Here is a 25,789-nt window from a genome sequence, read left to right as displayed (position 1 = left end):
GCTCATTTGACGGCTTGCGGGCTTTCGACCGTTGGTTTGGCTTTCCACAAAGTCCAGCCGAGGTTCATGCCGGCGGCGGCGACCAGGATCGCGGCGGCGCCGACGAGCTGGGCCGGATGCAGCCGGTGGCCGAAAGCCATGACATCGACCAGGATCGCCACGACAGGATAGATGAAGGACAGCGACCCCTGCAGATGCGTCGGCAGTTTCTGGATGGCGGCGTACATCAATATGTACACCAGGCCGGTGTGAACGACGCCAAGCGTGGCCAGCATGGCCCAGCTCCAGGCATCGGCGGGCAAATGCGAGAGGTTGGCGAAGGGCGCCAGCATGACGACGCCGACGCAGACCTGGATCAGCGCGATCAGATGCGGCGGGGTGCCCTTGAGCTTCTTGGCGACGATTGCCGCGACAGCCCAGAAGAAGGCCGCTCCGAGCGCCATGACGATGCCGATGACATAATCTGTGCCGGTTATGCCGGAACCGACACCCGCATCGGGCCCTGTCTGCACGATCAGCAGCATGCCGGCGAAGGCGATGCCGAGCCAGGTCAGCTTGGCCAGGGTCAGCCGCTCGCCGAAGAACAGCGCGCCGAAGCCGACCAGCATGAAGGGCTGCGTGTTGTAGACCGCCGTGGCAATCGAGATCGAGGCGCGGGAGAAGGCGCTGAACAGCAACAGCCAGTTGATGACAATGGCCGCGCCGCCAAGAGCGGCGATGGCAACAATGCGCAGCGTCAGCCTGCCGCGCAGCAGCCCGAGTGCCGCGCAGGTGATCAGCAGCGCCACCGCGCCGAAGGCGCAGCGCCAGAACACCACGTCCATAACGGGCTGGCCCGACATGACGACAAACCAGCCGATCGTGCCGACGATCGTCATCGCCGCCGTCATCTCGATCGTGCCGCGTACCGTGTTGTCCATGACAATACCTCTATCTGTTGAGGCCATAATCTCATGCCGTCTTGAGGGTTTATATGCCCTATGAAAGGTGATAAGGGGGCAACACCTTATTTAATAAGGCGCGCGCTGCCCTTTTGCGAGGAGATGAAAATGCTGGACGAGTTGGACAGAAAGCTTCTCGACATCCTGATCCTGGATTCGCGGACTTCGTTGAAGGATCTGGCGCAGCAGGTCGGGCTGTCGTCGCCGAGCGTCTCGGAACGGCTGCGGCGGCTCGAGGAACGCGGCGTCATCCGCGCCTTCACCATCGAGATCGACCCGGAGGCGCTGGGGTTTCCGCTGCAGGCGATCGTGCGGGTGCGGCCACTGCCGGGCAAGCTGCATATCGTCCAGAAGCTGATCGAGGAGATCCCGGAATTCGGCGAATGCGACAAGGTCACTGGCGACGACTGTTTCGTGGCCCGGCTCTACGTGCGCTCCATCGGCGAGCTCGACAAGCTTCTCGACCGCATCGCCGACAAGGCGGAGACCAGCACCGCCATCATCAAGGCGCAGCCGATCCGGCGCCGTCCGCCGCCACTGAATTAAGCTCCAGCTTGTAGCCGATGTGGCTGGCCTTGAAGCCGAGCCGGTCATAGAAGCGATGCGCGTCCTGGCGGCTCTTGTTGGTGGTCAGCTGGACAATCTTGCAGCCGCGTTCACGGCACTGTTCGACCGCCCATTCCAGCAGACGCTGTCCCAGCCGTTCGCTGCGGCGGTCTGCGACGACGCGCACAGCCTCGATCTGGCCGCGCAAGGCGCCCTGCAGCGACAGCCCGGCGAGATAGCTGATCTGCAACGTGCCGATGACGCGGCCGCTATCCGTCATCACGGCAAGAAACTGGTTGGGGTCGGCGTCGATGGCGGCAAAGGCGTCGCGATAGGCCTTGGCGAGTGGCTCGGTCGCATCCTCGCGGCTGCGGCCAAGCGGATCGTCGGCGAGCATGGCTACGATGGCAGGCAGGTCGGCCGCTTCGGCGCGGCGGATGTGGGGTTCGCTCATTGTCAAAAACCTGGGGTCAAAAACCTGGGGTCAAAACCTGGGGCCAAAACCTGGGGTCAAAACTTGATGCATCGGACGGCGCCCTTATGCATCGGCGGCGATCTTGCCGTAAATCCGGAACCGTCGCTTTACGCACAGTTGATCGACACGGCCGGCATTTTCCCGGTCGCGGCGCAAGGGTTTCTGGGCTATTGCAGGGCAACCGTCTTCCCTCCAGCATTTCCAGTTCATGTCAGGTCTGCTCGCCGATCCGTGGTTTTATGCCGCCGCCATTCCGGCGGTGATACTTGTCGGGCTGTCGAAAGGCGGCTTCGGCGGCGCTGTCGGCTTCGTTGGCGTGCCTTTGATGGCGCTGGCCATGCCGCCGGTGCAGGCGGCGGCCATCCTGCTGCCGATCCTGTGCCTGATGGACATCGTTTCGGTGTGGACGTGGTGGGGCGTCTACGACAGAAAGATGCTGGTCGACATGATGCCGGGCGCGGTGATCGGCATTGGGCTCGGCTGGCTGACGGCAGCGCTCGTAACCGAAGAGATGGTGCGGCTGATCGTCGGCGCTGTCGCGCTGATCTTCGTGCTGCGCTGGCTCTATCTCCAGTTCCGCCACGGTTCCGACCATGCGGCGGCGCCCAACCGCATCGCCGCCGCCTTCTGGGGCACCGTCGCCGGCTTCACCAGCTTCGTCGCCCATGTCGGCGGGCCCCCCTTCCAGGTCTATGCGCTGCCGATCCGGCTCGATCCGAAGGTGCTGTCGGGGACATCGGCGATCTTCTTTGCCGCCACCAACGCGCTGAAGCTGATCCCCTACTTCGCGCTTGGCCAGTTCGACACCGCCAACCTGACGGCGTCGGCCGTGCTGATGCCGCTGGCGCCGCTGGCCACCATCGCCGGCGCCTGGCTGGTGCGGCGCATGCGGCCGGAGATTTTTTATCCCTTCACCTACGCGACCGTGGCCGTGGTCGCGGTCAAGCTGCTTTGGGACGGGATCGCCGGCCTGCTCTAAATCCCGCTCAGGCGGCTGCCGGTTTGGTTCGCGGGGCGCTCGCAAAGGTCAGCGATGCACCACCAACGACCACGACCGCCATGGCGCCGAGAGTGGCGATGTCGTGCGCGGTCGGCTTCAGCACCATGTCGGCGACGACGACGATCATGATGACGAAATCGAACTTGACGATCCGTATCATGCGGCGCCCAAACGCTATGGCAGCCGGGGTCATGCCGTCCGCGGCAAGCATTGTGGCAAGCTTTTCGAACGAAGGCTTCAGCACGAGGATACCGGTCAGAAACGCGGCGGCGTAGCCGCAAAGGCCGATGACGACCCAAAGGTCGGAGAAGCCGGTCCATAGCGAAGTCAGCACCAGACCAGAAGCCAGGGTCGCGATAGACGCCGGCACGAACAGACGCAAGCCGAGTTTGTCCGTCGTTCTCAGCATGACCATCAGCGTCTCGTCGTCGCCGTCGCGATCGGCGAGTATCGAAACCAGCAGCATGGCGAAACCGCCGCCGAGCCAGAGGATCGCTGCCATGACATGCAGGAATTTGAAGAGAGAATACCAGTCCATTGCCGCTCCTTGTGCATCGTTCCGGGGGTAAACGCTGCTATCGCGCGTCTGCTTCCGTAGGAGGGCGGATTATCTCCGTACATGTATCCAGAAGATGCCGCGTGGGTGCCGGCTTGTTGCGGTGGCGCCGTCGCCGGATTTTACCGCCAGCCCGCACAATACCCGGCATTTGCCGGATAGACGCCGTGTCGGCATTGGCTGGTTCGCGGCATGATCCTGAAACCTGCGGGGACTAAGCCGCTCGCGACCGACGCTCCATTTTGGCCGCGCGCGGTCGGACCAAGTCTGCAACAACCAACGAGGGTATCCCATGCAAGGCGTAGCACGAATTTTCTTCACCCTGGCCGTCATCTATTCCCTGTGCGGCATGGCGCTCGGCCTGCATATGGCGATCTCCAATGACCATGGGCAGATGCCGACCCACGCGCACACCATGGTGGCGGGCTGGCTGATGTCGGCGGTGTTTGCCTTCTTCTACCACCTGTTTCCAGCGGTCGGGCAAAAGACGATTGCCGTCGTGCATTTCTGGCTGACGGCAATCTGCGGCATCGCACTGATGATTGGGCTTTACTTTGAACTTGCCGGCCATCCGGAGATCGAGCCGGTGCTGGCTTCCTCCTCGATGGGGTTTTATGCGGCAATGCTGCTGTTCGCCTTCATTTCCTTGCCGGCTGTGTGGAAGAAGGCATGAACAAGCCGACGATCAGGCTTAGGGCACCGTTGTGCTGATACGGCACAGAAGGGCAGCGGTCGATCAAGAAATATCCGCGCCGTTAAGGGTTCATTAAGCTTTACAGGTGTTTACTATGTCCATCCAGTGATCTGGATTCTTACCGAGTGGTTGGAGCCACTTCGTTTGACGCCTCCCTGTTAAACTCCTGAGAGCCGCCTTATCCGCGGCTCTTTTTTTGTCTGCTTTTGGTCCGCTTAGCGCCCCTGCGCAGGCGTTAACCGTTTGTTAAACATGTGCTTGCCTTCGCCGGCGGCGAAGCGCATTTTCAAGCTTCAGTCATCTAGGGTGCCGGCGTGACGGCGAGAAGCCGAATCAGCCGACGGGGCAGTGCAGGGGCGTATCGATGAACGAGCCTTCGAAGGGCATCGCGAAAACCATCAAGCTGGCGGAACGCCGGGTTTTCTCCCAATCCTTCAAACCGCTCTACCAGGAAGGCATGGGCCTGGTCGAACAGGCAGCCGAGTATCTTGACGGCAAGGGCCGGGCCGAGGCCAAGAAGCTGTCCAGGCTGGCGGCGACGCTCTATGCGGCCGAATCGATGCGGCTGACCACAAGGTTGATGCAAGTCGCCTCCTGGCTGCTTTTGCAGCGGGCGGCAAATTCCGGCGAGATGACCCGCGACCAGGTTGCTTCGGAAAAATCCAAGGTGCGTCTCGACACCGCCTCGGCGCATGACGAAGCGGTCGGCTGGGGCGAACTGCCGAAGGATTTCCTCGACCTCGTCACCCGCTCGCTGCGCCTGCAGGCGCTGGTGCGCCGCATGGACGAAGAGATCTATGGCGGCGCGTTTGCCGAGACGCCTGCCGCCGCCCGCCGCGCCAATCCGGTTTCCGACCAGATCACGCTGCTGAACACGGCTTTCGCTCGAGGTTAAACGCCTCCGTTTCCGGTTTGTTCACATTTCGCTGACATCGCTGTGCGCCGGAGGTAGACTTCGCGCATGAGGGAAGCGATTCGCATTATCGGTATCGATCCGGGGCTGAGGCGCACCGGCTGGGGCATCGTCGAGAGCCTCGGCAACTCGCTGCGCTTTATCAGCTCCGGCACTGTACGCTCCGACGACAAGGCGGCGCTGGCGACACGGCTCTGCCAATTGCATGACGGGCTGGCCGAGATCCTGCATGCGGCCATGCCCCAGGAAGCGGCCGTCGAGCAAACCTTCGTCAACAAGGATGCGGTGGCGACACTGAAGCTCGGCCAGGCGCGCGGCATAGCCATGCTGGTGCCGGCGCGCGCCGGCCTTGTTGTGGCCGAATATGCCCCCAATGCCGTCAAAAAGGCGGTGATCGGCGTTGGCCATGGCGACAAGAAGCAGATCCACATGATGGTAAAGGTGCTGTTGCCGAAAGCCGTTTTCGACACCGAACATGCCGCAGACGCGTTGGCTATCGCCATCTGCCACGCGCATCACCGGCAAAGCGTCGCCTACAGGATGGCGCTGGCATGAGGGATCACGCATGATCGGCAAATTGAAAGGCACGCTGGACGAGATCGAGGAGGATTTCTGCCTCGTCGATGTGCACGGCGTCGGCTATGTCGCCTATTGCTCGGCGCGCACGCTGGCCGCGCTGCCTTCGCCCGGCGAGGCGGTGGTGCTGTTCATCGAGACCTATGTGCGCGAGGACATGATCCGGCTCTACGGTTTCCAGTCGGTGCTTGAGCGCGAATGGTTCCGGCTGTTGATGAGCAATGTGCAAGGCGTCGGCGCCAAGGTGGCGCTGGCCATCCTGTCGACGCTGGCGCCGGCAGACCTCGCCAATGCGATCGCGCTGCGCGACATCGCCATGGTCAGCCGCGCGCCCGGCGTCGGCAAGAAGGTGGCCGAGCGCATCGTCACCGAGTTGAAGAACAAGGCGCCGGCCTATGCCGGAACCGCCTCCGGCACCATCGGCCTTAAGCAGGAGCTCGGCGAAGGCGTGGCGCCGGCGCCGATTACCGACGCCGTCTCGGCGCTGGTCAATCTCGGCTATTCGCGCGACACAGCAGCCAATGCTGTCGCGGCGGCGCTGAAGACGGCCGGCGAGGACGCCGATGCCTCGAAGCTCATTCGTTTCGGGCTGAAGGAACTGGCGCGGTGAGTGATTGCTTGTCCGGTCCTTTGCCCTGTGCGAGGAAGGCCGCATGAGCCTTTCACCCCGCCTCATTGCCCCGGAAAAGCGCGGCGAGGATGCTGAGCAGACCTTGCGGCCGCAGACGCTCGCCGATTTCGTCGGCCAGGCCGCAGTGCGGGCCAATCTCAAAGTCTTCATCGAGGCCGCCAAGGGCCGCAGCGAGGCGCTTGACCATGTGCTGTTCGTCGGGCCGCCGGGGCTTGGCAAGACAACGCTGGCGCAGATCATGGCGCGCGAGCTCGGCGTCAATTTCCGCTCGACCTCCGGTCCGGTGATCGCCAAGGCCGGCGATCTCGCCGCCCTTCTCACCAATCTCGAAGACCGCGATGTGCTGTTCATCGATGAGATCCACCGGCTCAATCCGGCAGTCGAGGAGATCCTTTACCCGGCGATGGAGGATTTCCAGCTCGACCTGATCATCGGCGAAGGTCCGGCGGCACGCTCGGTCAAGATCGATCTTGCCCGCTTCACGCTCGTTGCCGCCACCACCAGGCTCGGCCTTTTGACCAACCCGCTGCGCGATCGCTTCGGCATTCCGGTGCGGCTTAATTTCTATTCGGTCGAGGAACTGGAGCAGATCGTGCGCCGCGGCGCCCGTATCCTACAAATGCCGCTCGGCGACGACGGCGCGCTTGAGATTGCGCGCCGCGCCCGCGGCACGCCGCGCATCGCCGGCCGGCTGTTGCGCCGCGTGCGCGATTTCGCCTCCGTCGCCGGCGACGGCCACGTCGACAAGCAGATTGCCGACGAAGCTCTCACCCGGCTCGAGGTCGACGCGCTCGGCCTGGACGCACTCGACCGCCGCTATCTCTCGATGATCGCGCGCAATTTCGGTGGTGGGCCGGTCGGGATCGAAACCATCGCCGCCGGCCTCTCCGAGCCGCGCGACGCCATCGAGGACATTATCGAGCCCTATCTGATCCAGCAGGGTTTCATCCAACGCACGCCACGCGGCCGCGTGCTGACCGCCAACGCCTGGCGCCATCTCGGCCTCGACGCGCCAAAGGATCTGGCACAGCAGCAGATCAACCTGTTCCAGGAAGAGTAACGGACATTTGTTCTTCGGAACGGATTTCTGTGCAGAATCTCCTCAAACCTGCCAGCGTGAAGGCGCATTCCTCGATTGTATCGGGCGTCGCAATGTCGGCGCGAACTGCTCCGATCAAGGTCGGAGCCAGAAAAGTGATCACCAGACGCGGGTTCCTGAAATTCGCCGGAGGTTCGTTCCTCTCGCTGGCTTCGCTCAGTGCCTATGCGGTCGGCATCGAGCCGATGCTGTTGACGCATGTGAAGCGCTACCAGCTGACGCCGCCGCATTGGCCTGCAGATCTCAAGCTGCGCGTCGTAGCACTTGCCGATATTCACGCCTGCCGTCCCTGGATGACGCCTGAGCGGATCGCTTCGCTCGTCGAGGATGCGAACGTGCTGAAGCCCGATCTGATCGTACTGCTCGGCGACTATTTCTCAGGCATGTCCCTGGTGACGAACCGGGTGGAGGCCCATGAATGGGCGCCGGCCTTGTCAGGACTGAAGGCGCCGCTTGGTGTGCTGTCGATCCTCGGCAATCACGACTGGTGGCACGATCCTTTCGCGCAGCAGGCCGGAGCGGGGACTGTGGCGCGCAAGGCATTGGAGGAATCCGGCATCTCGGTTCTGGAGAACGACGCCGTGCGCCTGCAAAAGGATGGATACGGCTTCTGGATCGCCGGGCTCGCCGACCAGCTGGCACTGTTACCGAACAAGGCCGCAGGCCGCGACAGATTTGAAGGCCTGGACGATCTCGACGGCACGCTGGCCAAGATCACCGACCAGGCACCGATCATCCTGCTTGCGCATGAGCCTGACATTTTCCCGAAAGTGCCGTGGCGGGTTTCGCTGACGCTGTCGGGCCACACACATGGCGGGCAGGTCAGGCTGTTCGGCTATTCACCGGTGGTGCCGTCCCGCTTCGGCAACCGCTTTGCCTATGGCCATGTCGTCGAGAATGACCGCAATTTGATCGTGTCAGGCGGACTCGGCTTCAGCATCGCGCCGGTGCGCTTTGGCATGCGGCCGGAGATCCTGCAGATCGACCTCGGTTAGGGCATGCCGGTATTCAGGTGATGCCGGCCTGCAAATGAGGTGTTCCTGCTCTTCCGGTAGTCACGGATCAAAGTCCGCTCCGTTCCGGTTCTCGGACCCCTCATTTTCGACTCGGCCTGACCTGATTCTCGACATGCCCTAGGGCTAATGGAGCGAGCGGATTGCATCCATCACGGCGGGTTCGGCCTTTTCGCCGTTGAAGGCATCAACGATGCCGAAGGCGCCGCCAAAACTCCACACCGACCATGAGAAGCCATGCGCCTCGGCGCGCGCGATCATGTCTTTGACATAGGCGGCGCGGTATTTGGGCGGCATCACATAGGGGTTGCCATACTCCTGGCGGATCATGCCGAACTCGCCCAGCGTGATGTTTTCCGGCTTGATACCGTTGGCCTTCGCCCAGGCCTCGACCTTTTCGAACGGCGCATCCATGACGCCGAGCAGCTTTTCGTCCGTGTCCATGCTGCCGACTTGTTCATCGAGATAGGCGAGCAGGCCGTTCCGTCTGGTCCATGGCGCCTCGGCTTTTATCTTGGCGCGGATTGCATCCAGCGTCGCATCGAGCTCGGCGCGCGGCACCGCGGTCAGCGGATAGGGCAGGCCGGTGACATAAGGGATGAAATCGCCGGCCCAGGTCGCGCCCTGATGGGTCAGCAGGAACGGGTCGTAGGAGTGGAAGGTCCAGATGATGTTGTCGTCGGGGATCGACTTTGGGTCGATCCTGACCAGCGAAGCCGCATTGGAATAACAGGCGCCGGTCAGGATCAGCGTCAGCCTGGTGGCCGAGGCGCGCGCGGCCGCGAACAGCTTCTGCTGACGCTCCGGCCACAGGTTGGTGCCATCGCTGTCGCAGTCGACGATAGGCTCGTTCATCGGCTCGAAAGCGACCTGCGCCGGGTCCTCGGTGGCCAGCGCGCGCGCCATTTTGCGGATCACCTCGACATAGGCGTCGAAGGTTGCGGGATCGTCCATCACCTGGCCCATGCCGATCTCGCGGCCGCCGCCGGCCGGGATCAGGTGCATGTCGACGATCACTTTCAGACCGGCCCGGTTGATCATGCGCGCCGAGTCCCGCACGCTGGCATAAAGGTCGTCACGCAGCGCCAGTGTCTGATCCGACATAAACGGCGAGGGATCGACCGGCATGCGCAGAAAGTCGAAACCGGCGGCCTTCAGCGCCTTGAGGTCATCCTCGTTCAGGAACTTGCGCCATTCCGGATAGGGCAGGATGGCTTGTCGGTCGTTCCATTTGTCTTCCCCGACCCAGGTCGTCCACTGGTCGAGGTTGAGGCCGCGCTTCATCGAAAAGCTAGCGGCCTGACCGGGAAGCGCAGACGCCGCCAGCACCAGCAGCGCTGCCATCACGGTCTTGATCATCGCCGTCAACAGTGCCATCCGGTTTGCTGCGCTGGTGATTTTGGCAAGACAGGTGCCCCGCCGGGGGCAAAAAGGAAAGCGCGATGGACGATCATGGTGAATTGGCGGCGCTTGCCGGCGGGCTTTCCGGAGCCTTGACGGAATTCGGCCATCGGCTGATGGCGCGAGTCTATTATGCCGACACCGATTTTTCCGGCGTCGTCTACCACGCGCGCTATCTCGAATTCTTCGAGCGCGGCCGCTCGGACTATCTCAGGCTGGCGGGCGTCCACCACACAGAACTTCACGAAGGCAAGCACGGCGAACGGATCGTCTGGGTGGTGCGGCGGATGGAGATAGATTTCCGCTCGCCTGCCCGCATGGACGACATCCTGACCATCGACACATCAACGCAGGATATTTCCGGCGCCCGCATCGTCATGGCGCAGCAATTGAAACGCGGGACAGAGGTTCTGGTCGAAGCAAAGGTCGAGGCGGCGATCATCGGCGAGAACGGCCGGCCGAAGCGCTTTCCGAAAGAATGGATCGCGGCCTTTCTACCAGGAGCAAGCTGATATCCAGGCCTGCCGGCCGGCAACGAGCGGCCAATCGGCAGCGCATTCGATTGTGGATGGATGGCCCGCGTCGTGCCTTGGCGCGGCAATGCGCCGCGCCATATTTCCTAACCCATCCTTAACCATAACGGTTCATGAAGAGATCGGTGAAGATTGGAAGAATCCGCGCGCCTTCCTTTCACCAATATTTGCCCTGAAAAGGCCGCCAACGGTGCATTTTGGGGTTAATCCGGAAGCCAAGCGCGAAGGGACCACAAGGGATGCCCATGGGCCAGCCGCCAGCGATGCCCGGAAAATCTTAAGGACTGAAGCATGGAAACTACCGCACTCGCCGATCCGGCAGCGCAATTGTCGATTTGGGCGCTGTTCACACAGGCCAGCTGGGTGGTCAAGCTGGTCATGATCGGTCTGCTCTGCGCCTCGGTCTGGACCTGGGCGATCATCGTCGACAAGCTGGTCAGCTATGCCCGCATGCGTCTGTCGCTCAATCGCTTCGAACAGGTGTTCTGGTCGGGGCAGTCGCTGGAAGAGCTCTATCGCACGCTTGCCGACCGCAAGACCACGGGCATGGGTGCGATCTTCGTTGCGGCCATGCGCGAATGGAAGAAGAGCTTCGAGAAGGGGGCCAAATCGCCGCTCGGCCTGCAGACCCGCATCGACAAGGCGATGGACCTGGCGTTGACGCGCGAGATGGAGAAGCTGGAGGGCCGTCTCGGCTTTCTCGCCACCACTGGTTCGGCCGCACCCTTCATCGGCCTGTTCGGCACCGTCATCGGCATCATGACCTCGTTCCAGGCGATTGCCGGTTCGAAGAACACCAGTCTCGCGGTTGTTGCACCCGGCATTGCCGAAGCGCTGCTGGCGACGGCCATCGGTCTTCTCGCCGCCATACCGGCGGTTATCGCCTACAACAAGCTGTCATCCGACGCGAACAAGATCGCGGTGCGGATGGAAGGGTTCTCGGATGAGTTCTCCGCCATACTCTCGCGCCAAATCGATGAAAAAGTAGCGCCTAAGGGCTGAGGTAAGAAGATGGGTATGTCGGTTGGCATGGCAGGACGCGGCGGGCGCGGACACAGGCGGCGCGGCCGCCACCATGCATTGATGTCGGAAATCAACGTCACGCCGATGGTCGACGTGATGCTGGTGCTCTTGATTATCTTCATGGTCGCCGCACCTATGTTGACGGTCGGAGTGCCGGTCGACCTGCCGGAGACGAAGGCCAAGGCTATGAACGCCGACACCCAGCCGATCACCGTTTCGATCGACGCGGCCGGCAAGATTTTCCTGCAGGAGACCGAAATCCCAAGGGAAGAGCTGGTCGCCAAACTGCAGGCGATTTCCAAGACCGGCTACGAAGAGCGCATCTTCATCCGCGGCGACAAGGCGACCAACTATGGCGCCGCGATGGAGGTCATGGCCCTCATCCAGGCCGCCGGCTACAAGAATATCGGCCTGATTTCACTGCAGCAACAGGATCAGTAGACGCACGATGAAGACCGGCCTCACCACATCGGTGATACTGCATACGGTGGCACTGGCTTTCGGCCTGTTCACCCTGTCGGCGCCGGCCGCGCTGCCGTCCACGGATGTGGAGTCGATAGCGGTCGACATCGTTCCCATGGAAGCCATTGCGCAGACGCTGCAGGGCGACAAGAAGGCGGTGATGCACGAAAAGCCGGCGCCGATGCCGACCAAGCGTCCCGACATCGTGCCAGATGCACAGAAAATCGGCGAGAACAGCGTTGATACCGACAAGCCGGTGACGGACGAGCCCAAGCCGAAGCCGGTGGAGAAAACAGCGACGGCTGCTCCGGCGCCGACCCCGACCGAAAAGCCGAAGACCGAGGACACGCCGAAGCCAAAGGAAGCGCCGAAGCCGACACCTGCGACGGAGGTGGCGCCGGAGCCGCAGCCGAAGGAAGAGGTCAAGCCCGAGCCGGTGAAGCAGGTTGAACCGAAGCCGACCCCGGTGAAGGAGCCTGCACCAACACCGCAGCCGGACACGACCGCCGCCATAGAGCCGAAGCCACGCGTGAAGCCCGATGCGGTCGCCGAAGCCATATCGGATCAGCAGCCTCTGGAAGAAGCGCAGCTTCCGACTTCCGCTCCTGCTCCCGAAGCACGGCCGAAGCCGCAGCCGGCGCAGGCCGAAAGCGCGAAGGCTCCGGACCGCAAGGACACCGACAAGCCGGTCAAGGAAGCCTCGTCGAAGCCGAAGTCGGATGACAAGCAGTTCAATGAGGCTGACATCAAGGCTTTGCTCGACAAGCAGAAGCCATCCGGCGGCGGCGCCAAGCGCTCGACCCAGCAGGCATCGCTAGGCGGCGACAAGGATCAAGGCCAGAAGCTGTCGAAGTCCGAGCAAGGGGCATTGGAAGAACAGCTCGGTGGCTGCTGGACCCTCCCGGTTGGGCTTGAGGGTTCTGAGGATTTCACCGTGGTGATCCGTTTCAGCCTGGATGCCTCCGGCAAGCTGGAGGGCCGTCCGACCGTCGAGAAGTCCAGCGGCAACCCCCAATTCGACAGCAGCGCGGTTCGCGCTGTGCAGAAATGCGATGTCGCCGGCCTGCAGGTGCCCGCCGGAAAGCATGACATTTGGTCCGACGTTCGCGTCAACTTCGATCCCAGAGCGATGCTTGGCCTGTAGCCTGAGCACCCAGAAATCAGCAAGAGAAGCGAGAAGACATGAAATCCATCCTCAAGCCGCTCCTGATGGTCGCCGCGATGGCGATGGGCATGAACGCCGTCGTCACCTTGCCTGCTCGAGCAACCCTCGAGCTCAACGTCAACAAAGGCAATGTCGAACCGATGCCGATCGCCATCCCAGATTTCCAGGGAGGGCTCGGCGCGCAGATTTCCGAGATCGTCACCGCCGACCTGAAGCGCTCCGGTCTCTTCGCACCGATAGACAAGAACGCCTTCATCGAGAAGATCGCCAATCCGGATGCGCAGCCCCGTTTCGACGACTGGAAGGTGATCAATGCGCAGGCGCTGGTCACCGGCAGCGTGAGCAAGGAGGCGGACGGCCGAATCCGCGCCCAGTACCGACTATGGGATATTTTTGGCAACCAGCAGATAGCCGGGGAGCAGTTTTTCGCCAACGACGCAAATCAACGCCGTGTCGCCCACATCATCGCCGATGCGATCTATGAGAAGCTCACCGGCGAGAAGGGCTATTTCGACACACGCGTCGTCTTCATCGACGAATCCGGCGCCAAGAATGCGCGTAAGAAGCGGCTCGCCATCATGGACCAGGACGGCGCCAATGTGCGCTATCTCTCCGATGGCCGCTCGATCGTGCTGACGCCGCGTTTCTCGCCGAATCGGCAGGAAATCACTTACATGTCGTATGAAAGCGGCCAGCCGCGGGTCTATCTGCTGCAGATCGAGACCGGACAGCGCGAACTGGTCGGCAACTTTCCCGGCATGACCTTTGCGCCGCGCTTCTCGCCCGACGGCCAGAAGGTGATCATGAGCCTGCTGCGCGATGACGGCAATTCCAACATCTTCGCCATGGACCTGCGAAGCCGCTCGACCACCCGGCTGACCAACTCGACCGCCATCGACACCTCGCCCTCTTATTCGCCCGACGGCAGCAAGGTGGTATTCACTTCCGATCGTGGCGGCCGTGCGCAGATTTATGTGATGGGCGCCGACGGCTCGGGCCAGACCCGCATTTCGTTCGGCGACGGCGTCTATTCGACGCCGGTGTGGTCGCCGCGCGGCGACCTCGTCGCCTTCACCAAGCAGACCGGCGGCGAATTCCAGATCGGCGTCATGAAGACCGATGGTTCGGGCGAGCGCATCCTCTCCTCGGGCTTCCAGCAGGAGGGACCGACCTGGGCGCCCAACGGCCGCGTGCTGATGTTCTTCCGCGACTCCGCCGGCGGCCCAAAACTGGTTTCCGTCGATCTCACCGGCCGCAACGAACAGTCGATCCCGACCGCGAATTTCGCGTCGGATCCCGCCTGGTCGCCGCTGCTGGAGTAGTTTCGGCCGAATTGCCACACCTGCTAAAAAGGGGCCCGTTTGGCCCTTTTCCATTCATTAGTCGCGTTTCGGCCGCATTTCCGCCTAGGGTCCGCGCCAACTGTGACCGTGGATTTGAAGGTCGTGGACGGACGATCGAAACCAAACATTAACCGTATTTCTTGAATGCCGGTTAACCCAAACGTGGTTACTGGGTGATCAACGAAATCACTCGAAATACGATCACTCGAATACGAAGGAGAGGCGGCATGGGCCGTATCGCAGCACTTACCAGAAACCCGGCGATGATCGCCCTGATCGCGATGCTCGCCATCACCGGTTGCGCCTCGAAGAAAACCCCGAACAACGCTGCCGATCTCGGTCTCAATGGCGCGGGTGCCGCAACGCCGGGCTCGGCGCAGGACTTCACCGTCAACATTGGCGACCGCATCTTCTTTGACACGGACTCGACCGCGATCCGCGCCGATGCGCAGACGACGCTGTCGCGGCAGGCACAGTGGCTCAACCAGTACAAGCAGTACGCCATCGTCGTCGAAGGCCATGCTGACGAACGCGGCACACGTGAATACAATCTGGCTCTCGGCGCCCGCCGCGCCGCCGCCACTCGCGACTTCCTGGTCGCCAGGGGCGTCTCGGCGAGCCGATTGAAGACGATTTCCTACGGCAAGGAACGTCCGGTCGCGGTCTGCGACGACATCTCCTGCTGGTCGCAGAATTGCCGCGCCGTCACCACGCTCTCCGGCGCCGGCTCCTGATGAGTAAGACGGCGGCCTTAGTCGCATAATTGCAACACCTCCATGCGAAAGGCGGCCTTGTGGCCGCCTTTTTCAGTTTCGGCCCCGGAAACAAACCCGGAAACAAAATTTGGCCGAAGTCTCGCCTCCTGCTAAGAGCCGAGGGCGTCGTGCCGGTCCCACTGTGATCGGAAGGCGCGAACAGGCTCACGATATTCACGGCGAGAGGCACATGCATTTCAGATCGGTCTTGAGCGGCACGCTTGCGCTGCTGCTCGTATCAGGCTTCGCGGCTTCTGCGAGCGGCACCGGACAACCCGCGGATAGCGGCTTTTCCTTCCATCTGCCGACGCTCGGCATTTTCGGCAAGAAGGAGAAGCCGGAGCAGCAACAGATCGCGCAGCAGCAGGACGGCACCGCCGCCGCGGGGCTGGAAGATCAGCTCCGGCAGATGAACGGCAAGCTCGAGGAACTCAACTTCCAGATCCTGCAGATGCAGGAGCAGATGCGCAAGCAGCAGGAAGACAACGAGTTCCGCTTCCAGCAGTTGGAAGGCGGCTCCAGCGGGCAGCCGCCGGCCCAGAAGAAATCGGAGGCCGCGCCGCAGGACGGTGGCGCGGGCACCGGCGTCGCCGAGGCCCCGGCAGACCAGGCGCCGGCCGGTGCCGGCGCGCAGTCGGATGGCGGCCAGAGCGTCGGCGAGGTCATCGTCGAATCGCAGACCGGCGATCCCGGCAAGGTGATCAACGGCACGCCGCCCAAGACCTTCGGCACCATTACCGTCGACAAGAACGGCAATGTAATCGACGCCGGCGGCAACACGCAGGCAGCGGCGCCGGCGGAAGGTGCGGCTCCCGCCGCCGAGGCGCCGGCTGCCGGGGCTAAGACCGGCAAGTCGGACGGCACGGTGGTGGCGGCGCTGCCTGCCACCAACAACCCGGAAGAGATCTACCGCAACTCCTACCAGTTCATCCTGTCGGGCGACTACAGCACCGCCGAGCAGGGTTTTCGCGACCACATCGCCCGGTTCCCGAAGGACGCCAAGGCGGCGGACGCGCATTACTGGCTTGGCGAATCGCTGCTTGGCCAGCAGAAGTATCATGACGCTGCCGAGGTTTTCCTCTCCGCCAGCAAGGACTATCCGAAGGCCAAGAAGGCGCCTGACATGCTCCTGAAGCTTGGCGTGTCGCTGGTCGGCCTCAAGCAGAAGGATGTCGCCTGCGCCACCTTCGGCGAGATCGGCAAGCGCTATCCCGATATTTCGGCCGCGCTCAAGGAACGCGTCAAGCAGGAGAGGGCGCTGGCGGCGTGCTAGTCTTTGCCGTGTTGTCCCAGAACCGGGACCACTTTTGCGCGACATGCATTGATGCTCGATACCGAGCCTGACCTTTCGAATTTTTCGCAGATCGACTTTACCAACGGCGCGCTTGCGGCCGTGTCCGGCGGCAGCAACTCGACCGCCCTCCTTCTTCTCCTCAAGGCTCACCTCGACCGCAGCGCCCCGACAGCCCGGCTGCTGGCGGTGACGATCGACCACGGCCTGCGTCCGGAAGCAGCAGTCGAAGCGCGCAGCATGGCAAAGCTCTGTGCGGAGCGCGGCATTGCGCACCGGACGCTCAACTGGTCCGGCGCCAAGCCGTCGACCGGCCTGCCCGCGGCGGCGCGCGAGGCGCGCTACCGGTTGCTGGCCGAGGCAGCGCAGGCGCAAGGCATTGGTGTGATCGTGACCGGCCACACCGCCGACGACCAGGCCGAGACCGTCCTGATGCGAGCCGCGCGGAATGACGGGCGAGAGCTTGCAGGCCGAGGTCTCGCCGGCATGGCGCCGGCCACCCTCTATGACTGGCGGATCTGGATCGCGCGGCCGCTGCTCGGCGTACGGCGCGCGGCGTTGCGCGCTTTCCTGCAGCGCGAACATGTCGGCTGGGCGGAGGATCCGACCAACATCGACACGAATTTCGAACGCCCGCGCATCCGGGCCGTGCTCGGCGAAGACCGGAGCGGGCAGCGTTTTGCCGAGGCAATCGGCCTGGCTGGGCGGGCTGCCGGCGATCGCGAGGAACTCGGTCGCCGTGCTGCCGCCCTGATTGGTGAATTTGCCAGCCGGCCGGCGAGGGGTCTCATCCGTCTCGATCTCGGTTTGGCGGAAGCGGATGACACGCAAGCCGCGGTCTATGCGCTGCGTGTTCTGCTGGCGGTGACGGGCGGCACCGCCTTGTTGCCGGACCAGGCGCGCAGCGAAGCGCTGTTCGAGCAAATGCGGGCCGGTCGGCTTTGCGCCACATTGTCGCGGGCGGTCGTCGATATCAGGCGAAACGGCATCTTCCTGCGCCGTGAATCGCGCGACCTGCCGCGTTCCGCGCCGGTAGCTGGCACTCTGCTTTGGGACGGTCGCCGGCGGATCACGCCACACATCGAAGCCGGGGCGATCACATTGGACGACAGTCCGGGTGCATGGTTGATCGCGCCGCTTGGCGCCGCTGCCGCCGCCAAAACGCCGATTGCCGGGGATGGCGCGCCGCCAAGCCTTGTGCGCGCCGCCCTGGCTGCGGAACCGGCGCTGTGGCGCGGCGGCGAATGCCGTGGTTTTGCAGGGGATGTAGCGGCGGCGGCGGCAATCGCCGTCAGCCCCGCCGCTGCCCCCTTTGCCCGTTTCCTGCCGTGCTTCGATCTGGTGTTGGCGCAGCCCGTCGCCGAGTTGATCGGCGCACCGCCTGTTCCGGCTTGCCCTTTGGCCGCCACAGTGCCGGTTGATCATGGCGCGAAAGCTTAACCCAGACGTGCTGTTATGCTTGGCAAGGGGGGGCGCTCTCCCTATGTTAGGCGCAAGTTTCCTCTCATGACGCGTGTCCCAGCGGGCACCAACGGGACAATTGATGAATCCGAATTATCGCAATCTCGCGCTCTGGGCGATCATAGCGGTCCTGCTCATTGCTCTCTTCAATCTGTTCCAGACGCCGCAAACTCGCGGGGCCTCGACCGACGTTCCCTATTCGCAGTTCCTGCAAGAGGTCGCGGCCGGCCGGGTCAAGACGGTGGTCATCGCCGGCGCCCGCATCACGGGCACCTACGCCGACAACGCCAATGGCTTCCAGACCTATTCGCCTGGCGATCCGCAGCTGGTCTCGCGGCTGCAGGACAAGAACGTCACCATCAATGCGCGGCCTGAGTCCGACGGTTCCAACTCGCTGTTCAGCTATCTGATCTCCTACCTGCCGATGATCCTGATCCTTGGCGTATGGATATTCTTCATGCGCCAGATGCAGTCCGGCTCCGGCCGCGCCATGGGTTTCGGCAAGTCGAAGGCCAAGCTTCTCACTGAGGCGCATGGCCGCGTCACCTTCCAGGATGTCGCCGGCGTCGACGAGGCCAAGGAAGATCTGGAAGAGATCGTCGAGTTCCTGCGCGATCCGCAGAAGTTCCAGCGCCTCGGCGGCAAGATCCCGCGCGGCGTGCTTCTGGTCGGACCTCCCGGCACCGGCAAGACGCTGCTCGCCCGCTCCGTCGCCGGCGAAGCGAATGTGCCGTTCTTCACCATTTCGGGTTCCGACTTCGTCGAGATGTTCGTCGGCGTCGGCGCAAGCCGTGTCCGCGACATGTTCGACCAGGCCAAGAAGAATGCTCCCTGCATCATCTTCATCGACGAAATTGACGCTGTCGGCCGCCATCGCGGCGCCGGCCTCGGCGGTGGCAATGATGAGCGCGAACAGACGCTGAACCAGCTGCTGGTCGAGATGGACGGCTTCGAGTCCAACGAGAGCATCATCCTGATCGCCGCCACCAACCGGCCCGACGTGCTCGATCCGGCGCTGCTGCGTCCGGGTCGCTTCGACCGCCAGGTGGTGGTGCCGAACCCCGACATCGTCGGCCGCGAGAAGATCCTCAAGGTGCATGTGCGCAACGTGCCGCTGGCACCGAATGTCGACCTCAAGGTGATCGCACGCGGCACGCCGGGCTTCTCGGGCGCCGACCTGATGAACCTTGTCAATGAATCCGCTCTGATGGCGGCGCGCCGCAACAAGCGCCTTGTCACCATGGCCGAGTTCGAGGACGCCAAGGACAAGATCATGATGGGCGCCGAGCGCCGCTCGTCGGCCATGACCCAGGCCGAAAAGGAACTCACGGCCTATCACGAGGCCGGCCACGCCATCCTGGCGCTCAACGTGCCGTCGGCCGATCCGCTGCACAAGGCGACCATCATCCCGCGCGGTCGCGCGCTCGGCATGGTCATGCAACTGCCGGAAGGCGACCGCTATTCGATGAGCTACAAATACATGATCTCGCGGCTTGCCATCATGATGGGCGGCCGCGTCGCAGAGGAGTTCAAGTTCGGCAAGGAGAACATCACCTCCGGCGCGTCCTCGGACATCGAGCAGGCGACAAAGCTGGCGCGCGCCATGGTCACGCGCTGGGGCTTCTCCGACAAGCTCGGCCACGTCGCCTATGGCGACAACCAGGAAGAGGTTTTCCTCGGCCATTCGGTGGCGCGCACGCAGAACGTCTCGGAAGAGACTGCGCAGATCATCGACGCCGAAGTACGCCGCCTGATCGACGAGGCCTATGTCACGGCCAAATCCATTCTGACCAAGAAGAAGAAGGAATGGATCGCTCTGGCGCAGGGCTTGCTCGAATACGAGACGCTTTCGGGCGAAGAGATCAAGCAGCTGATCGCCGGGCAGAAGCCCGCGCGAGATTTGGGGGATGACACCCCCACAAGCCGCGGCTCGGCTGTGCCGAAGTCCGGCCGCCGCAAGAAGGGTCCCGAGCCCGAAGGCGGCATGGAGCCTCAGCCATCGAGCTGAGCTGACATCACTTGATGCAAGAAAACGCCGCGGCTCAATCCGCGGCGTTTTGCTATTCAGGGTCTCTCAAAGAGCATGCGGGACGGATGCATTTGCTTTGCCGGGGCGCACGCCGTCAGTCCGGCCAGCATGTTGCTTGCCCCATCTGGCCAGCGGGATCAGGGCATTGTCCAGCTCGATGCCGAATTCGGTAATCGAGTATTCGACCCTCGGCGGCACCTCGGGAAAGATTTCGCGATGGACGATGCCGTCGGCCTCCATTTCGCGCAGCTGTTGGATCAGCATCTTTTCGCTGATGTCAGGCACCAGCCGCTTCAGCTCACCGAATCGTGCCGGCGCCTTGTGAATCTGCCAGAGCAGTAGCGCCTTCCATTTGCCGCTGATGACCTCCAGCGCCGGCCCCAATCCGCAACTATCTGGCTGTTTCTTTCCCATGTTTCATCCAATTCTGAGCAATCGGTGGGTAGCTTACATTTTTGTCGGTACTTGAGAAAAACCAAGCCGGTCCATAGCTTCAAATCAGCTCGCCGGCATCGGCGAACACCACAACATCATATCGGTACCTCGCTTCGACCTGCAAAGGCCGTCGGCGGCCGGATTTTGTCAAAAAGGGATGGATCATGACACGATACGCAAACAAGAAGGCCGTTGTCATCGGCGGGACGCACGGCATGGGGCTCGCCGTTGCCGAAGCCCTGATCGAAAGCGGCGCCGAGGTCCTGGTCACCGGCCGCGACCAGCGCAACATCGAGGCCGCGCGAGCCAAGCTGCTTTCGCGAGCTCATGTCGTGCGGTCCGATATCTCAGACATGGCCGATATCGTCACGCTCGGTGCCGAAGTGGGGCAGAAGCTTGGCCACATCGACTTCCTTCACGTCAATGCCGGGGTGGCCAATCTCGAACCCGTGGAGCGGGTCACCGAGGACAGTTACGATCGCACCTTCGACATCAACACCAAAGGCGCTTTCTTCACCGCGCAGCGCCTGCTGCCCCTCATCAGGGATGGTGGCGCGATAGTCTTCACCTCGTCGATCACCGACGAATCCGGCACCGGCGGCATGAGCGTCTATTCCGGATCGAAGGCGGCACTGCGCGCCTTCGCCAAGGTCCTGGCCGCCGAGCTTCTGCCGCGCCGGATCCGCGTGAATGTGGTCAGCCCTGGTTTCATCGATACGCCGACGATGGGTGTGGCCGACGCCTCGGCCGAGGAGCGGGCCGCCTTCATGGCGATCGGCGACGCGGTCACGCCGATGAAGCGCCACGGCACAATGGAGGAGGTGGCGCGCGCAGTGCTGTTCCTGGCGTTCGACGCGACCTTCACCACGGGCGCGCGGCTGACCGTGGACGGTGGCCTTGGCCAGGACCTGAGCCCGACACCGGCGTAACCGCGCAACAAACCGAGGAGAAGCAGAATGAGCGATATAACAGTAATCGGTCTCGGCGCCATGGGCACGGCGCTTGCCGAAGCCTTTCTGAACCAGGGACATGCGGTGACGGTGTGGAACCGTTCTCCGGCAAGGGCTGAGGCTTTGGCAGCCACGGGCGCCATTGTGGCCAAGAGTGTCGAGGAAGCCGTCAGATCGAGTCCACTGATCGTGGCGTGCCTGCTTGTCTATGACACCGTTGGTGAGGTGCTCGGCCCAAGCCGAGCCGCGCTGTCGGGCCGCACATTGGTCAATCTCACCAACGGCACCCCCGAGCAGGCGCGGGCGATGTCGGGCTGGGCGGTGAGCCAGGGCGCCAGCTATATCGACGGCGGCATCATGGCGGTGCCGCCGATGATCGGCGGGCCGCACGCCTTGATTCTCTACAGCGGTTCGCGCCAGGCGTTCGATGCCTGTTCGGGGCAGCTCGGAGCGCTCGGCACCAGCAAATTCCTCGGTGAGGATCCAGGCCTCGCGCCGCTCTATGATATCTCGCTTCTGACCGGCATGTACGGCATGTTCGCGGGCGTTCTGCAGGCGTTGGCATTGACGGGCGCAGCAGGGATCCCGGCCGGCGAGTTCATGCCGCTGCTGGCCTCCTGGCTTCAGTCGATGCAAGGCCTGCTGCCGAAATGGGCGGAACAGATCGACAGTGGCGATCACACCAGCAATGTCGTTTCCAACCTGGGCATGCAGGCTGATGCCTACGTCAATGTCATCGATGCCAGCAGGTCGGCTGATGTCAGCACCGAACTCGTCTTGCCGATGCAAAGCCTGATGAAGCGCGGGGTGGCTGCCGGCCAGGCCAATGCCGATCTTACAAGCCTGGTCGCACTGCTCCAGCTCTCGAAACAAGGCGCTTGACGGGGCAAGACCCAAGAGAAGGCCCGCCAACCTTGCGGTTGAGGGCCTTCGATCTTCAAACGCTGCTGGTCGATCAGCTCTTCAGCTTGGCGTTGCAGAGGCTGTAATAGCCGCCGCCCTTCTGGATCCAGCGAAGGCCGTTCAACGTACCCGCGTCCTTGTTGCCGTGGTAGCCCTGCAGGCAGGTCTTCATCCGCGCCTTCGAGGGCTTCTCGGTCTTGAATTCGGCGGCGAGGGTGGTCGGGAATGTCACGCCCGTCGGCGCTACAGCGGGGGCGACCGCCGCGCTGGTTTCCTTCTGCGGCTGCGGCTCGGTTTTGACCGCATCCGCATTGGCACTCTCCGCAGCTGACGTCGCACACTTCTCGGTGCGGAAAGCGGTCCAATCCATGCCGTTCAGAGTGCCGCCTTCCTTGGCTGTGCGATAGGCCTCGCCGCATTCCTTCATTGTCAGTGCGCTTGCAGGGGTGACGCTCCACGCAATCCATGCCGTCACAGCCAATGCCGCCAATTTCAATCTGGACATAAGACCCTCCTGGTTGACAAAAGTTCGATGTCCTTTTGTATACCCTTTGTTCTGCATATGTTCAACTGGAATCTTTGCGCCAACCGTAAGTCTGCGGTGGGCAGTGTGGGCGAATAGATGATGCCAACACCTTCCGCGATATGTAAACGCGAGCAACGCCAGATGTTTTCGAGCGCAATAAAAAGGCCCGCGCATGTTGCGATGCGCGGGCCTCTGTCTGGAGAATATGGCTACGCGATCAGCTCTTCAGCTTGGCATTGCAGAGGCTGTAGAAGCCGCCGCCCTTCTGGATCCAGCGCAGGCCATTCAGCGTGTTGGCATCCTTGTTGGCGTAGTAGAGCTCGAGGCAGGTGTGCATGCGGCCCTTGGCCGGCGTCTCGCCGGCGTATTTCTTCGAGATCGCGGCCGGGAACTTCACGCCCTTGGGAGCGGTGACCGAGGGCTTCTCGGGCTCGCTGGTATAGGTCGCCTCGCTCGGAGCCGGCACGGTGTCGTCGTCATCTGCGCCTGCGCCGCATTCGGCCTTGCGGAAGTCGTTCCACTTCTTGCCGCCCAGCGTATTGGCAGACTTGGCAGCCTGGTACTTGGCGCTGCAATCGGCCATGCTCAGGCCCTTGCCGCTGCTGTCGGCAGCTGCCTTGGTGGTTGCCTTGGCGGGTGCTGCCGCGGCCGAGGCCCCGGCGGCGCATTCGGTCTTGCGGAAGTCGTTCCACTTCACGCCGTTCAGCGTGCCGGCGGCCTTTGCCGCCTGGTACTTGGTGCTGCATTCCTTGGCCGTCAGGCCCTTGGCGCCATCGTCGGTTGTGGCTGCGGCCTTGGTCGTGGCCGGTTCTGCCGCGGCGGACGCGCCGGCGGCGCATTCGGTCTTGCGGAAGTCGTTCCACTTTGCGCCATTGAGCGTACCGGCGGCCTTGGCAGCCTGGTATTTAGCGCTGCATTCCTTGGCCGTCAGACCCTTGGCGCCGTCATCAGCAGCGGCGGCGGCCTTGGTCGTGTCCGTCTTGGCCGCAGCGGCCTTCTTGGCCGCCGGCTTTGCGGTCTCGGTGGTGGCCGCCGCGTCGGTGCCGCACTCGGCCTTCCGATACTGATTCCAGGTCTGCCCGTTCAGCGAGCCGGCGTCCTTGGCGGCATTATACTTGGTACTACACTGGGCCATGGTCAGCGCGCTGGCGGGCGCCGCCATGAACAAGGTTGCGACGGCAAGACCCGTCAAAGTTGCAAGTCGGTGGATGAGCATGGCGTTCTCCCGTTGCTGCGCCCATAGGTTGTACCTGTGTCAATCAATAGCTCTCAACGCTAGGCTGCGCCAGATGCTAAACGGCGTTCTCCCGATAAGGTGATGGACCCTTGCGATCTGCCGCTCCAACAGTCCGGCTTACCGGCCCAATCTGCGCAGTGTGGCCCAGTGTGAATGCTATATTGCGGCAACACCGTGTCATGATACGCTGCCAACGCTCCGAACAGCCTGCTACAATGATTTTCTAAGAATTGGTAATATACAATCACACAATGTGATAGTCGGGCTCGGACCAATTGTGGCATTACGAGCCGGCTGAAAACCGACGGGGATTCTGGCAAGCATGGCAGGACGTTATTTTGGCACCGACGGCATTCGCGGGCGCGCCAACAAGTTTCCGATGACGGCTGAGATCGCGATGCGGGTCGGCATGGCCGCCGGCCTGTCGTTCCAGCGCGGCAGCCATCGCCACCGCGTCGTGCTCGGCAAGGACACCAGGCTGTCCGGCTACATGATCGAAAACGCCATGGTGTCCGGCCTGTGCGCGGCCGGCATGGATGTGTTCCTGCTCGGCCCGATCCCGACACCGGCGGTCGCCATGCTGGTGCGCTCGCTGCGCGCCGATATCGGCGTCATGATCTCGGCCTCGCACAACCCTTATTACGACAACGGCATCAAGCTGTTCGGTCCCGATGGCTACAAGCTCTCCGACGAGATCGAGGAGCGCATCGAGAGCATGCTCGACAAGGATATCGAACTGGCGCTCGCCGATTCCGACGGGCTCGGCCGCGCCAAGCGCGTCGACGGCGTGCATGACCGCTACATCGAATTCGCCAAGCGCACGCTGCCGCGCTCGATGTCGCTGTCGGGTCTCAGGATCGTCGTCGATTGCGCCAATGGCGCAGCCTACAAGGTGGCGCCTGCCGCACTTTGGGAACTGGGCGCCGAGGTCATTGCCATCAATGTCGATCCGAACGGTTTTAACATCAACAAGGAATGCGGCTCGACCCATCCGGCCGGCCTGCAGAAGAAGGTGCATGAAGTGCGCGCCGATATCGGCATCGCACTCGACGGCGATGCCGACCGTGTCGTCATCGTCGACGAGAACGGCACCATCGTCGACGGTGACCAGATCATGGCGCTGATCGCCGAGTCCTGGCACCAGAGCGGGCGACTGGCCGGCGGCGGCGTCGTCTCGACGGTGATGTCCAATCTCGGCCTCGAACGCTTCCTTGGCGACATGAAGCTGCAGCTGCATCGCACCAAGGTCGGCGACCGCTATGTCGTGGAGCATATGCGCGCCCATGGGTTGAATGTCGGCGGCGAGCAGTCGGGCCACATTGTGCTGTCCGATTTCTCGACCACTGGCGACGGGCTGGTCTCGGCGCTGCAGGTGCTGGCCTGCATCAAGCGGCAGAACCGGCCGGTCAGCGAATTGTCGAAGAAATTCGAGCCGGTGCCGCAGCTGTTGAAGAATGTCCGCATCGCTGGCGGCAAGCCGCTTGAAGAAGCCTTGGTCAAGGCGGCGATCGAAGATGCGCGCAACCGTCTTGGCAAGGCCGGCCGCCTGGTCATACGGCCCTCGGGCACCGAGCCGCTGATCCGCGTCATGGCCGAGGGCGACGACCCACAGCTGGTCGAGGCCGTGGTCAACGACATCGTCGACATCATTTCGGAAACGCGCAGCGCCGCCTGATTGCGCTGCCTCCAACGGCAGGGGCGGACTGCCGGCTCAAGACTTCAAGCCCGCCTGCAGGCGGGCTTTTTGTTTCGGCCAGGGTTGGTCCCAGCGTCATGCCGGCGGAGGCCGTTTGCTAAAATGTCGAGAATTCGTGGTTAATCGACAGGGTTA

The 25,789-nt window shown here is 62.9% G+C and carries 27 protein-coding genes; 20 read left to right on the top strand and 7 right to left on the bottom strand.

Going from position 1 to position 25,789, the window contains the following annotated elements; translation table 11 throughout:
• Positions 1–2: 2 nt before the first annotated feature.
• Complete coding sequence (locus ACYG9V_RS02090) at positions 3–920, bottom strand: DMT family transporter (protein ID WP_023684172.1); 918 nt, start codon at positions 918–920, stop codon at positions 3–5.
• A 129-nt stretch (positions 921–1,049) separates the two neighbouring features.
• On the opposite strand from ACYG9V_RS02090, the gene ACYG9V_RS02085 reads away from it, so the two are divergent.
• A complete protein-coding gene (locus tag ACYG9V_RS02085) occupies positions 1,050–1,487 on the top strand; it encodes an Lrp/AsnC family transcriptional regulator (protein ID WP_023704892.1) in 438 nt (145 codons plus the stop codon).
• Here the strand turns inward: ACYG9V_RS02085 and ACYG9V_RS02080 are convergent.
• Positions 1,444–1,941, bottom strand: coding sequence for a GNAT family N-acetyltransferase (locus tag ACYG9V_RS02080; RefSeq protein ID WP_023733012.1), 498 nt, complete (start codon positions 1,939–1,941; stop codon positions 1,444–1,446). The genes ACYG9V_RS02085 and ACYG9V_RS02080 overlap by 44 nt on opposite strands.
• Before the next feature lie 229 nt (positions 1,942–2,170).
• On the opposite strand from ACYG9V_RS02080, the gene ACYG9V_RS02075 reads away from it, so the two are divergent.
• On the top strand, positions 2,171–2,941 hold the full coding sequence (locus tag ACYG9V_RS02075; RefSeq protein ID WP_023668765.1) for a sulfite exporter TauE/SafE family protein: 771 nt from the start codon (positions 2,171–2,173) through the stop codon (positions 2,939–2,941).
• 7 nt (positions 2,942–2,948) lie between these two features.
• On the opposite strand, the gene ACYG9V_RS02070 is transcribed toward ACYG9V_RS02075, so the two are convergent.
• Positions 2,949–3,500 carry a DUF2269 family protein gene (locus ACYG9V_RS02070; protein WP_023694595.1) on the bottom strand — a complete coding sequence of 184 codons (552 nt, stop codon included), beginning with the start codon at positions 3,498–3,500 and terminating at the stop codon, positions 2,949–2,951.
• A gap of 310 nt (positions 3,501–3,810) precedes the next feature.
• On the opposite strand from ACYG9V_RS02070, the gene ACYG9V_RS02065 reads away from it, so the two are divergent.
• The 6 genes from ACYG9V_RS02065 to ACYG9V_RS02040 all read left to right on the top strand — a co-directional run bounded on the left by ACYG9V_RS02065 (position 3,811) and on the right by ACYG9V_RS02040 (position 8,426).
• Positions 3,811–4,191 (top strand): hypothetical protein, encoded by a 381-nt coding sequence (locus ACYG9V_RS02065; protein WP_352765343.1) that lies wholly within the window; start codon positions 3,811–3,813, stop codon positions 4,189–4,191.
• 385 nt (positions 4,192–4,576) lie between these two features.
• Complete coding sequence (gene rcdA / locus ACYG9V_RS02060; protein ID WP_023668768.1) at positions 4,577–5,107, top strand: protease adaptor protein RcdA; 531 nt, start codon at positions 4,577–4,579, stop codon at positions 5,105–5,107.
• Positions 5,108–5,173: 66 nt separating this feature from the next.
• Positions 5,174–5,680 (top strand): crossover junction endodeoxyribonuclease RuvC, encoded by a 507-nt coding sequence (gene ruvC, locus ACYG9V_RS02055; RefSeq protein ID WP_023668769.1) that lies wholly within the window; start codon positions 5,174–5,176, stop codon positions 5,678–5,680.
• Positions 5,681–5,690: 10 nt separating this feature from the next.
• The gene (gene ruvA / locus ACYG9V_RS02050) at positions 5,691–6,311 is read left to right on the top strand and encodes a Holliday junction branch migration protein RuvA (protein WP_023668770.1); all 621 of its coding nucleotides are present in this window, start codon (positions 5,691–5,693) and stop codon (positions 6,309–6,311) included.
• Positions 6,312–6,354: 43 nt separating this feature from the next.
• On the top strand, positions 6,355–7,392 hold the full coding sequence (ruvB, locus tag ACYG9V_RS02045; RefSeq protein ID WP_023700287.1) for a Holliday junction branch migration DNA helicase RuvB: 1,038 nt from the start codon (positions 6,355–6,357) through the stop codon (positions 7,390–7,392).
• A gap of 134 nt (positions 7,393–7,526) precedes the next feature.
• Positions 7,527–8,426, top strand: a complete 900-nt coding sequence (locus tag ACYG9V_RS02040) for a metallophosphoesterase (RefSeq protein ID WP_023726179.1) — start codon at positions 7,527–7,529, stop codon at positions 8,424–8,426.
• A gap of 144 nt (positions 8,427–8,570) precedes the next feature.
• On the opposite strand, the gene ACYG9V_RS02035 is transcribed toward ACYG9V_RS02040, so the two are convergent.
• Positions 8,571–9,821: a glycoside hydrolase family 5 protein gene (locus ACYG9V_RS02035; protein ID WP_352765341.1), complete on the bottom strand. Its 1,251-nt coding sequence runs from the start codon at positions 9,819–9,821 to the stop codon at positions 8,571–8,573.
• 65 nt (positions 9,822–9,886) lie between these two features.
• Here ACYG9V_RS02035 and ybgC point away from each other — a divergent pair, with 65 nt between their 5' ends.
• The 9 genes from ybgC to ftsH all read left to right on the top strand — a co-directional run bounded on the left by ybgC (position 9,887) and on the right by ftsH (position 19,886).
• Positions 9,887–10,357 carry a tol-pal system-associated acyl-CoA thioesterase gene (gene ybgC / locus ACYG9V_RS02030; protein ID WP_460221903.1) on the top strand — a complete coding sequence of 157 codons (471 nt, stop codon included), beginning with the start codon at positions 9,887–9,889 and terminating at the stop codon, positions 10,355–10,357.
• A gap of 312 nt (positions 10,358–10,669) precedes the next feature.
• A complete protein-coding gene (tolQ, locus tag ACYG9V_RS02025) occupies positions 10,670–11,380 on the top strand; it encodes a protein TolQ (protein WP_023673844.1) in 711 nt (236 codons plus the stop codon).
• A gap of 9 nt (positions 11,381–11,389) precedes the next feature.
• Positions 11,390–11,842, top strand: a complete 453-nt coding sequence (tolR, locus tag ACYG9V_RS02020) for a protein TolR (protein ID WP_023673843.1) — start codon at positions 11,390–11,392, stop codon at positions 11,840–11,842.
• A gap of 7 nt (positions 11,843–11,849) precedes the next feature.
• Positions 11,850–13,007, top strand: coding sequence for an energy transducer TonB family protein (locus ACYG9V_RS02015; protein ID WP_023673842.1), 1,158 nt, complete (start codon positions 11,850–11,852; stop codon positions 13,005–13,007).
• 38 nt (positions 13,008–13,045) lie between these two features.
• A complete protein-coding gene (gene tolB, locus ACYG9V_RS02010; protein ID WP_023673841.1) occupies positions 13,046–14,350 on the top strand; it encodes a Tol-Pal system beta propeller repeat protein TolB in 1,305 nt (434 codons plus the stop codon).
• Positions 14,351–14,598: 248 nt separating this feature from the next.
• Entirely contained in the window at positions 14,599–15,105 is a 507-nt protein-coding gene (gene pal, locus ACYG9V_RS02005; RefSeq protein WP_460221902.1) for a peptidoglycan-associated lipoprotein Pal, read from the top strand.
• Positions 15,106–15,316: 211 nt separating this feature from the next.
• A complete protein-coding gene (gene ybgF, locus ACYG9V_RS02000; protein ID WP_023726183.1) occupies positions 15,317–16,399 on the top strand; it encodes a tol-pal system protein YbgF in 1,083 nt (360 codons plus the stop codon).
• Positions 16,400–16,450: 51 nt separating this feature from the next.
• On the top strand, positions 16,451–17,857 hold the full coding sequence (tilS, locus tag ACYG9V_RS01995) for a tRNA lysidine(34) synthetase TilS (protein ID WP_460221901.1): 1,407 nt from the start codon (positions 16,451–16,453) through the stop codon (positions 17,855–17,857).
• Between the two features lie 103 nt (positions 17,858–17,960).
• Positions 17,961–19,886: an ATP-dependent zinc metalloprotease FtsH gene (ftsH, locus tag ACYG9V_RS01990; protein ID WP_023673598.1), complete on the top strand. Its 1,926-nt coding sequence runs from the start codon at positions 17,961–17,963 to the stop codon at positions 19,884–19,886.
• A 66-nt stretch (positions 19,887–19,952) separates the two neighbouring features.
• On the opposite strand, the gene ACYG9V_RS01985 is transcribed toward ftsH, so the two are convergent.
• Positions 19,953–20,321 (bottom strand): winged helix-turn-helix transcriptional regulator, encoded by a 369-nt coding sequence (locus tag ACYG9V_RS01985; RefSeq protein ID WP_023704885.1) that lies wholly within the window; start codon positions 20,319–20,321, stop codon positions 19,953–19,955.
• Between the two features lie 185 nt (positions 20,322–20,506).
• Between ACYG9V_RS01985 and ACYG9V_RS01980 the strand changes: the two genes are divergently transcribed.
• Positions 20,507–21,271 carry an SDR family oxidoreductase gene (locus tag ACYG9V_RS01980; protein WP_023834645.1) on the top strand — a complete coding sequence of 255 codons (765 nt, stop codon included), beginning with the start codon at positions 20,507–20,509 and terminating at the stop codon, positions 21,269–21,271.
• A gap of 27 nt (positions 21,272–21,298) precedes the next feature.
• Entirely contained in the window at positions 21,299–22,174 is an 876-nt protein-coding gene (locus ACYG9V_RS01975) for an NAD(P)-dependent oxidoreductase (RefSeq protein WP_352765336.1), read from the top strand.
• A 73-nt stretch (positions 22,175–22,247) separates the two neighbouring features.
• On the opposite strand, the gene ACYG9V_RS01970 is transcribed toward ACYG9V_RS01975, so the two are convergent.
• A complete protein-coding gene (locus ACYG9V_RS01970) occupies positions 22,248–22,700 on the bottom strand; it encodes a hypothetical protein (protein ID WP_023744990.1) in 453 nt (150 codons plus the stop codon).
• Positions 22,701–22,938: 238 nt separating this feature from the next.
• The gene (locus ACYG9V_RS01965; protein WP_352444896.1) at positions 22,939–23,937 is read right to left on the bottom strand and encodes a hypothetical protein; all 999 of its coding nucleotides are present in this window, start codon (positions 23,935–23,937) and stop codon (positions 22,939–22,941) included.
• A gap of 343 nt (positions 23,938–24,280) precedes the next feature.
• Here ACYG9V_RS01965 and glmM point away from each other — a divergent pair, with 343 nt between their 5' ends.
• Positions 24,281–25,633, top strand: a complete 1,353-nt coding sequence (gene glmM, locus ACYG9V_RS01960; RefSeq protein WP_023704880.1) for a phosphoglucosamine mutase — start codon at positions 24,281–24,283, stop codon at positions 25,631–25,633.
• Positions 25,634–25,789: the final 156 nt, after the last annotated feature.

The organism is Mesorhizobium sp. W016, assembly GCF_054719485.1.
This window is presented reverse-complemented; position numbering and strand designations above follow the sequence as displayed.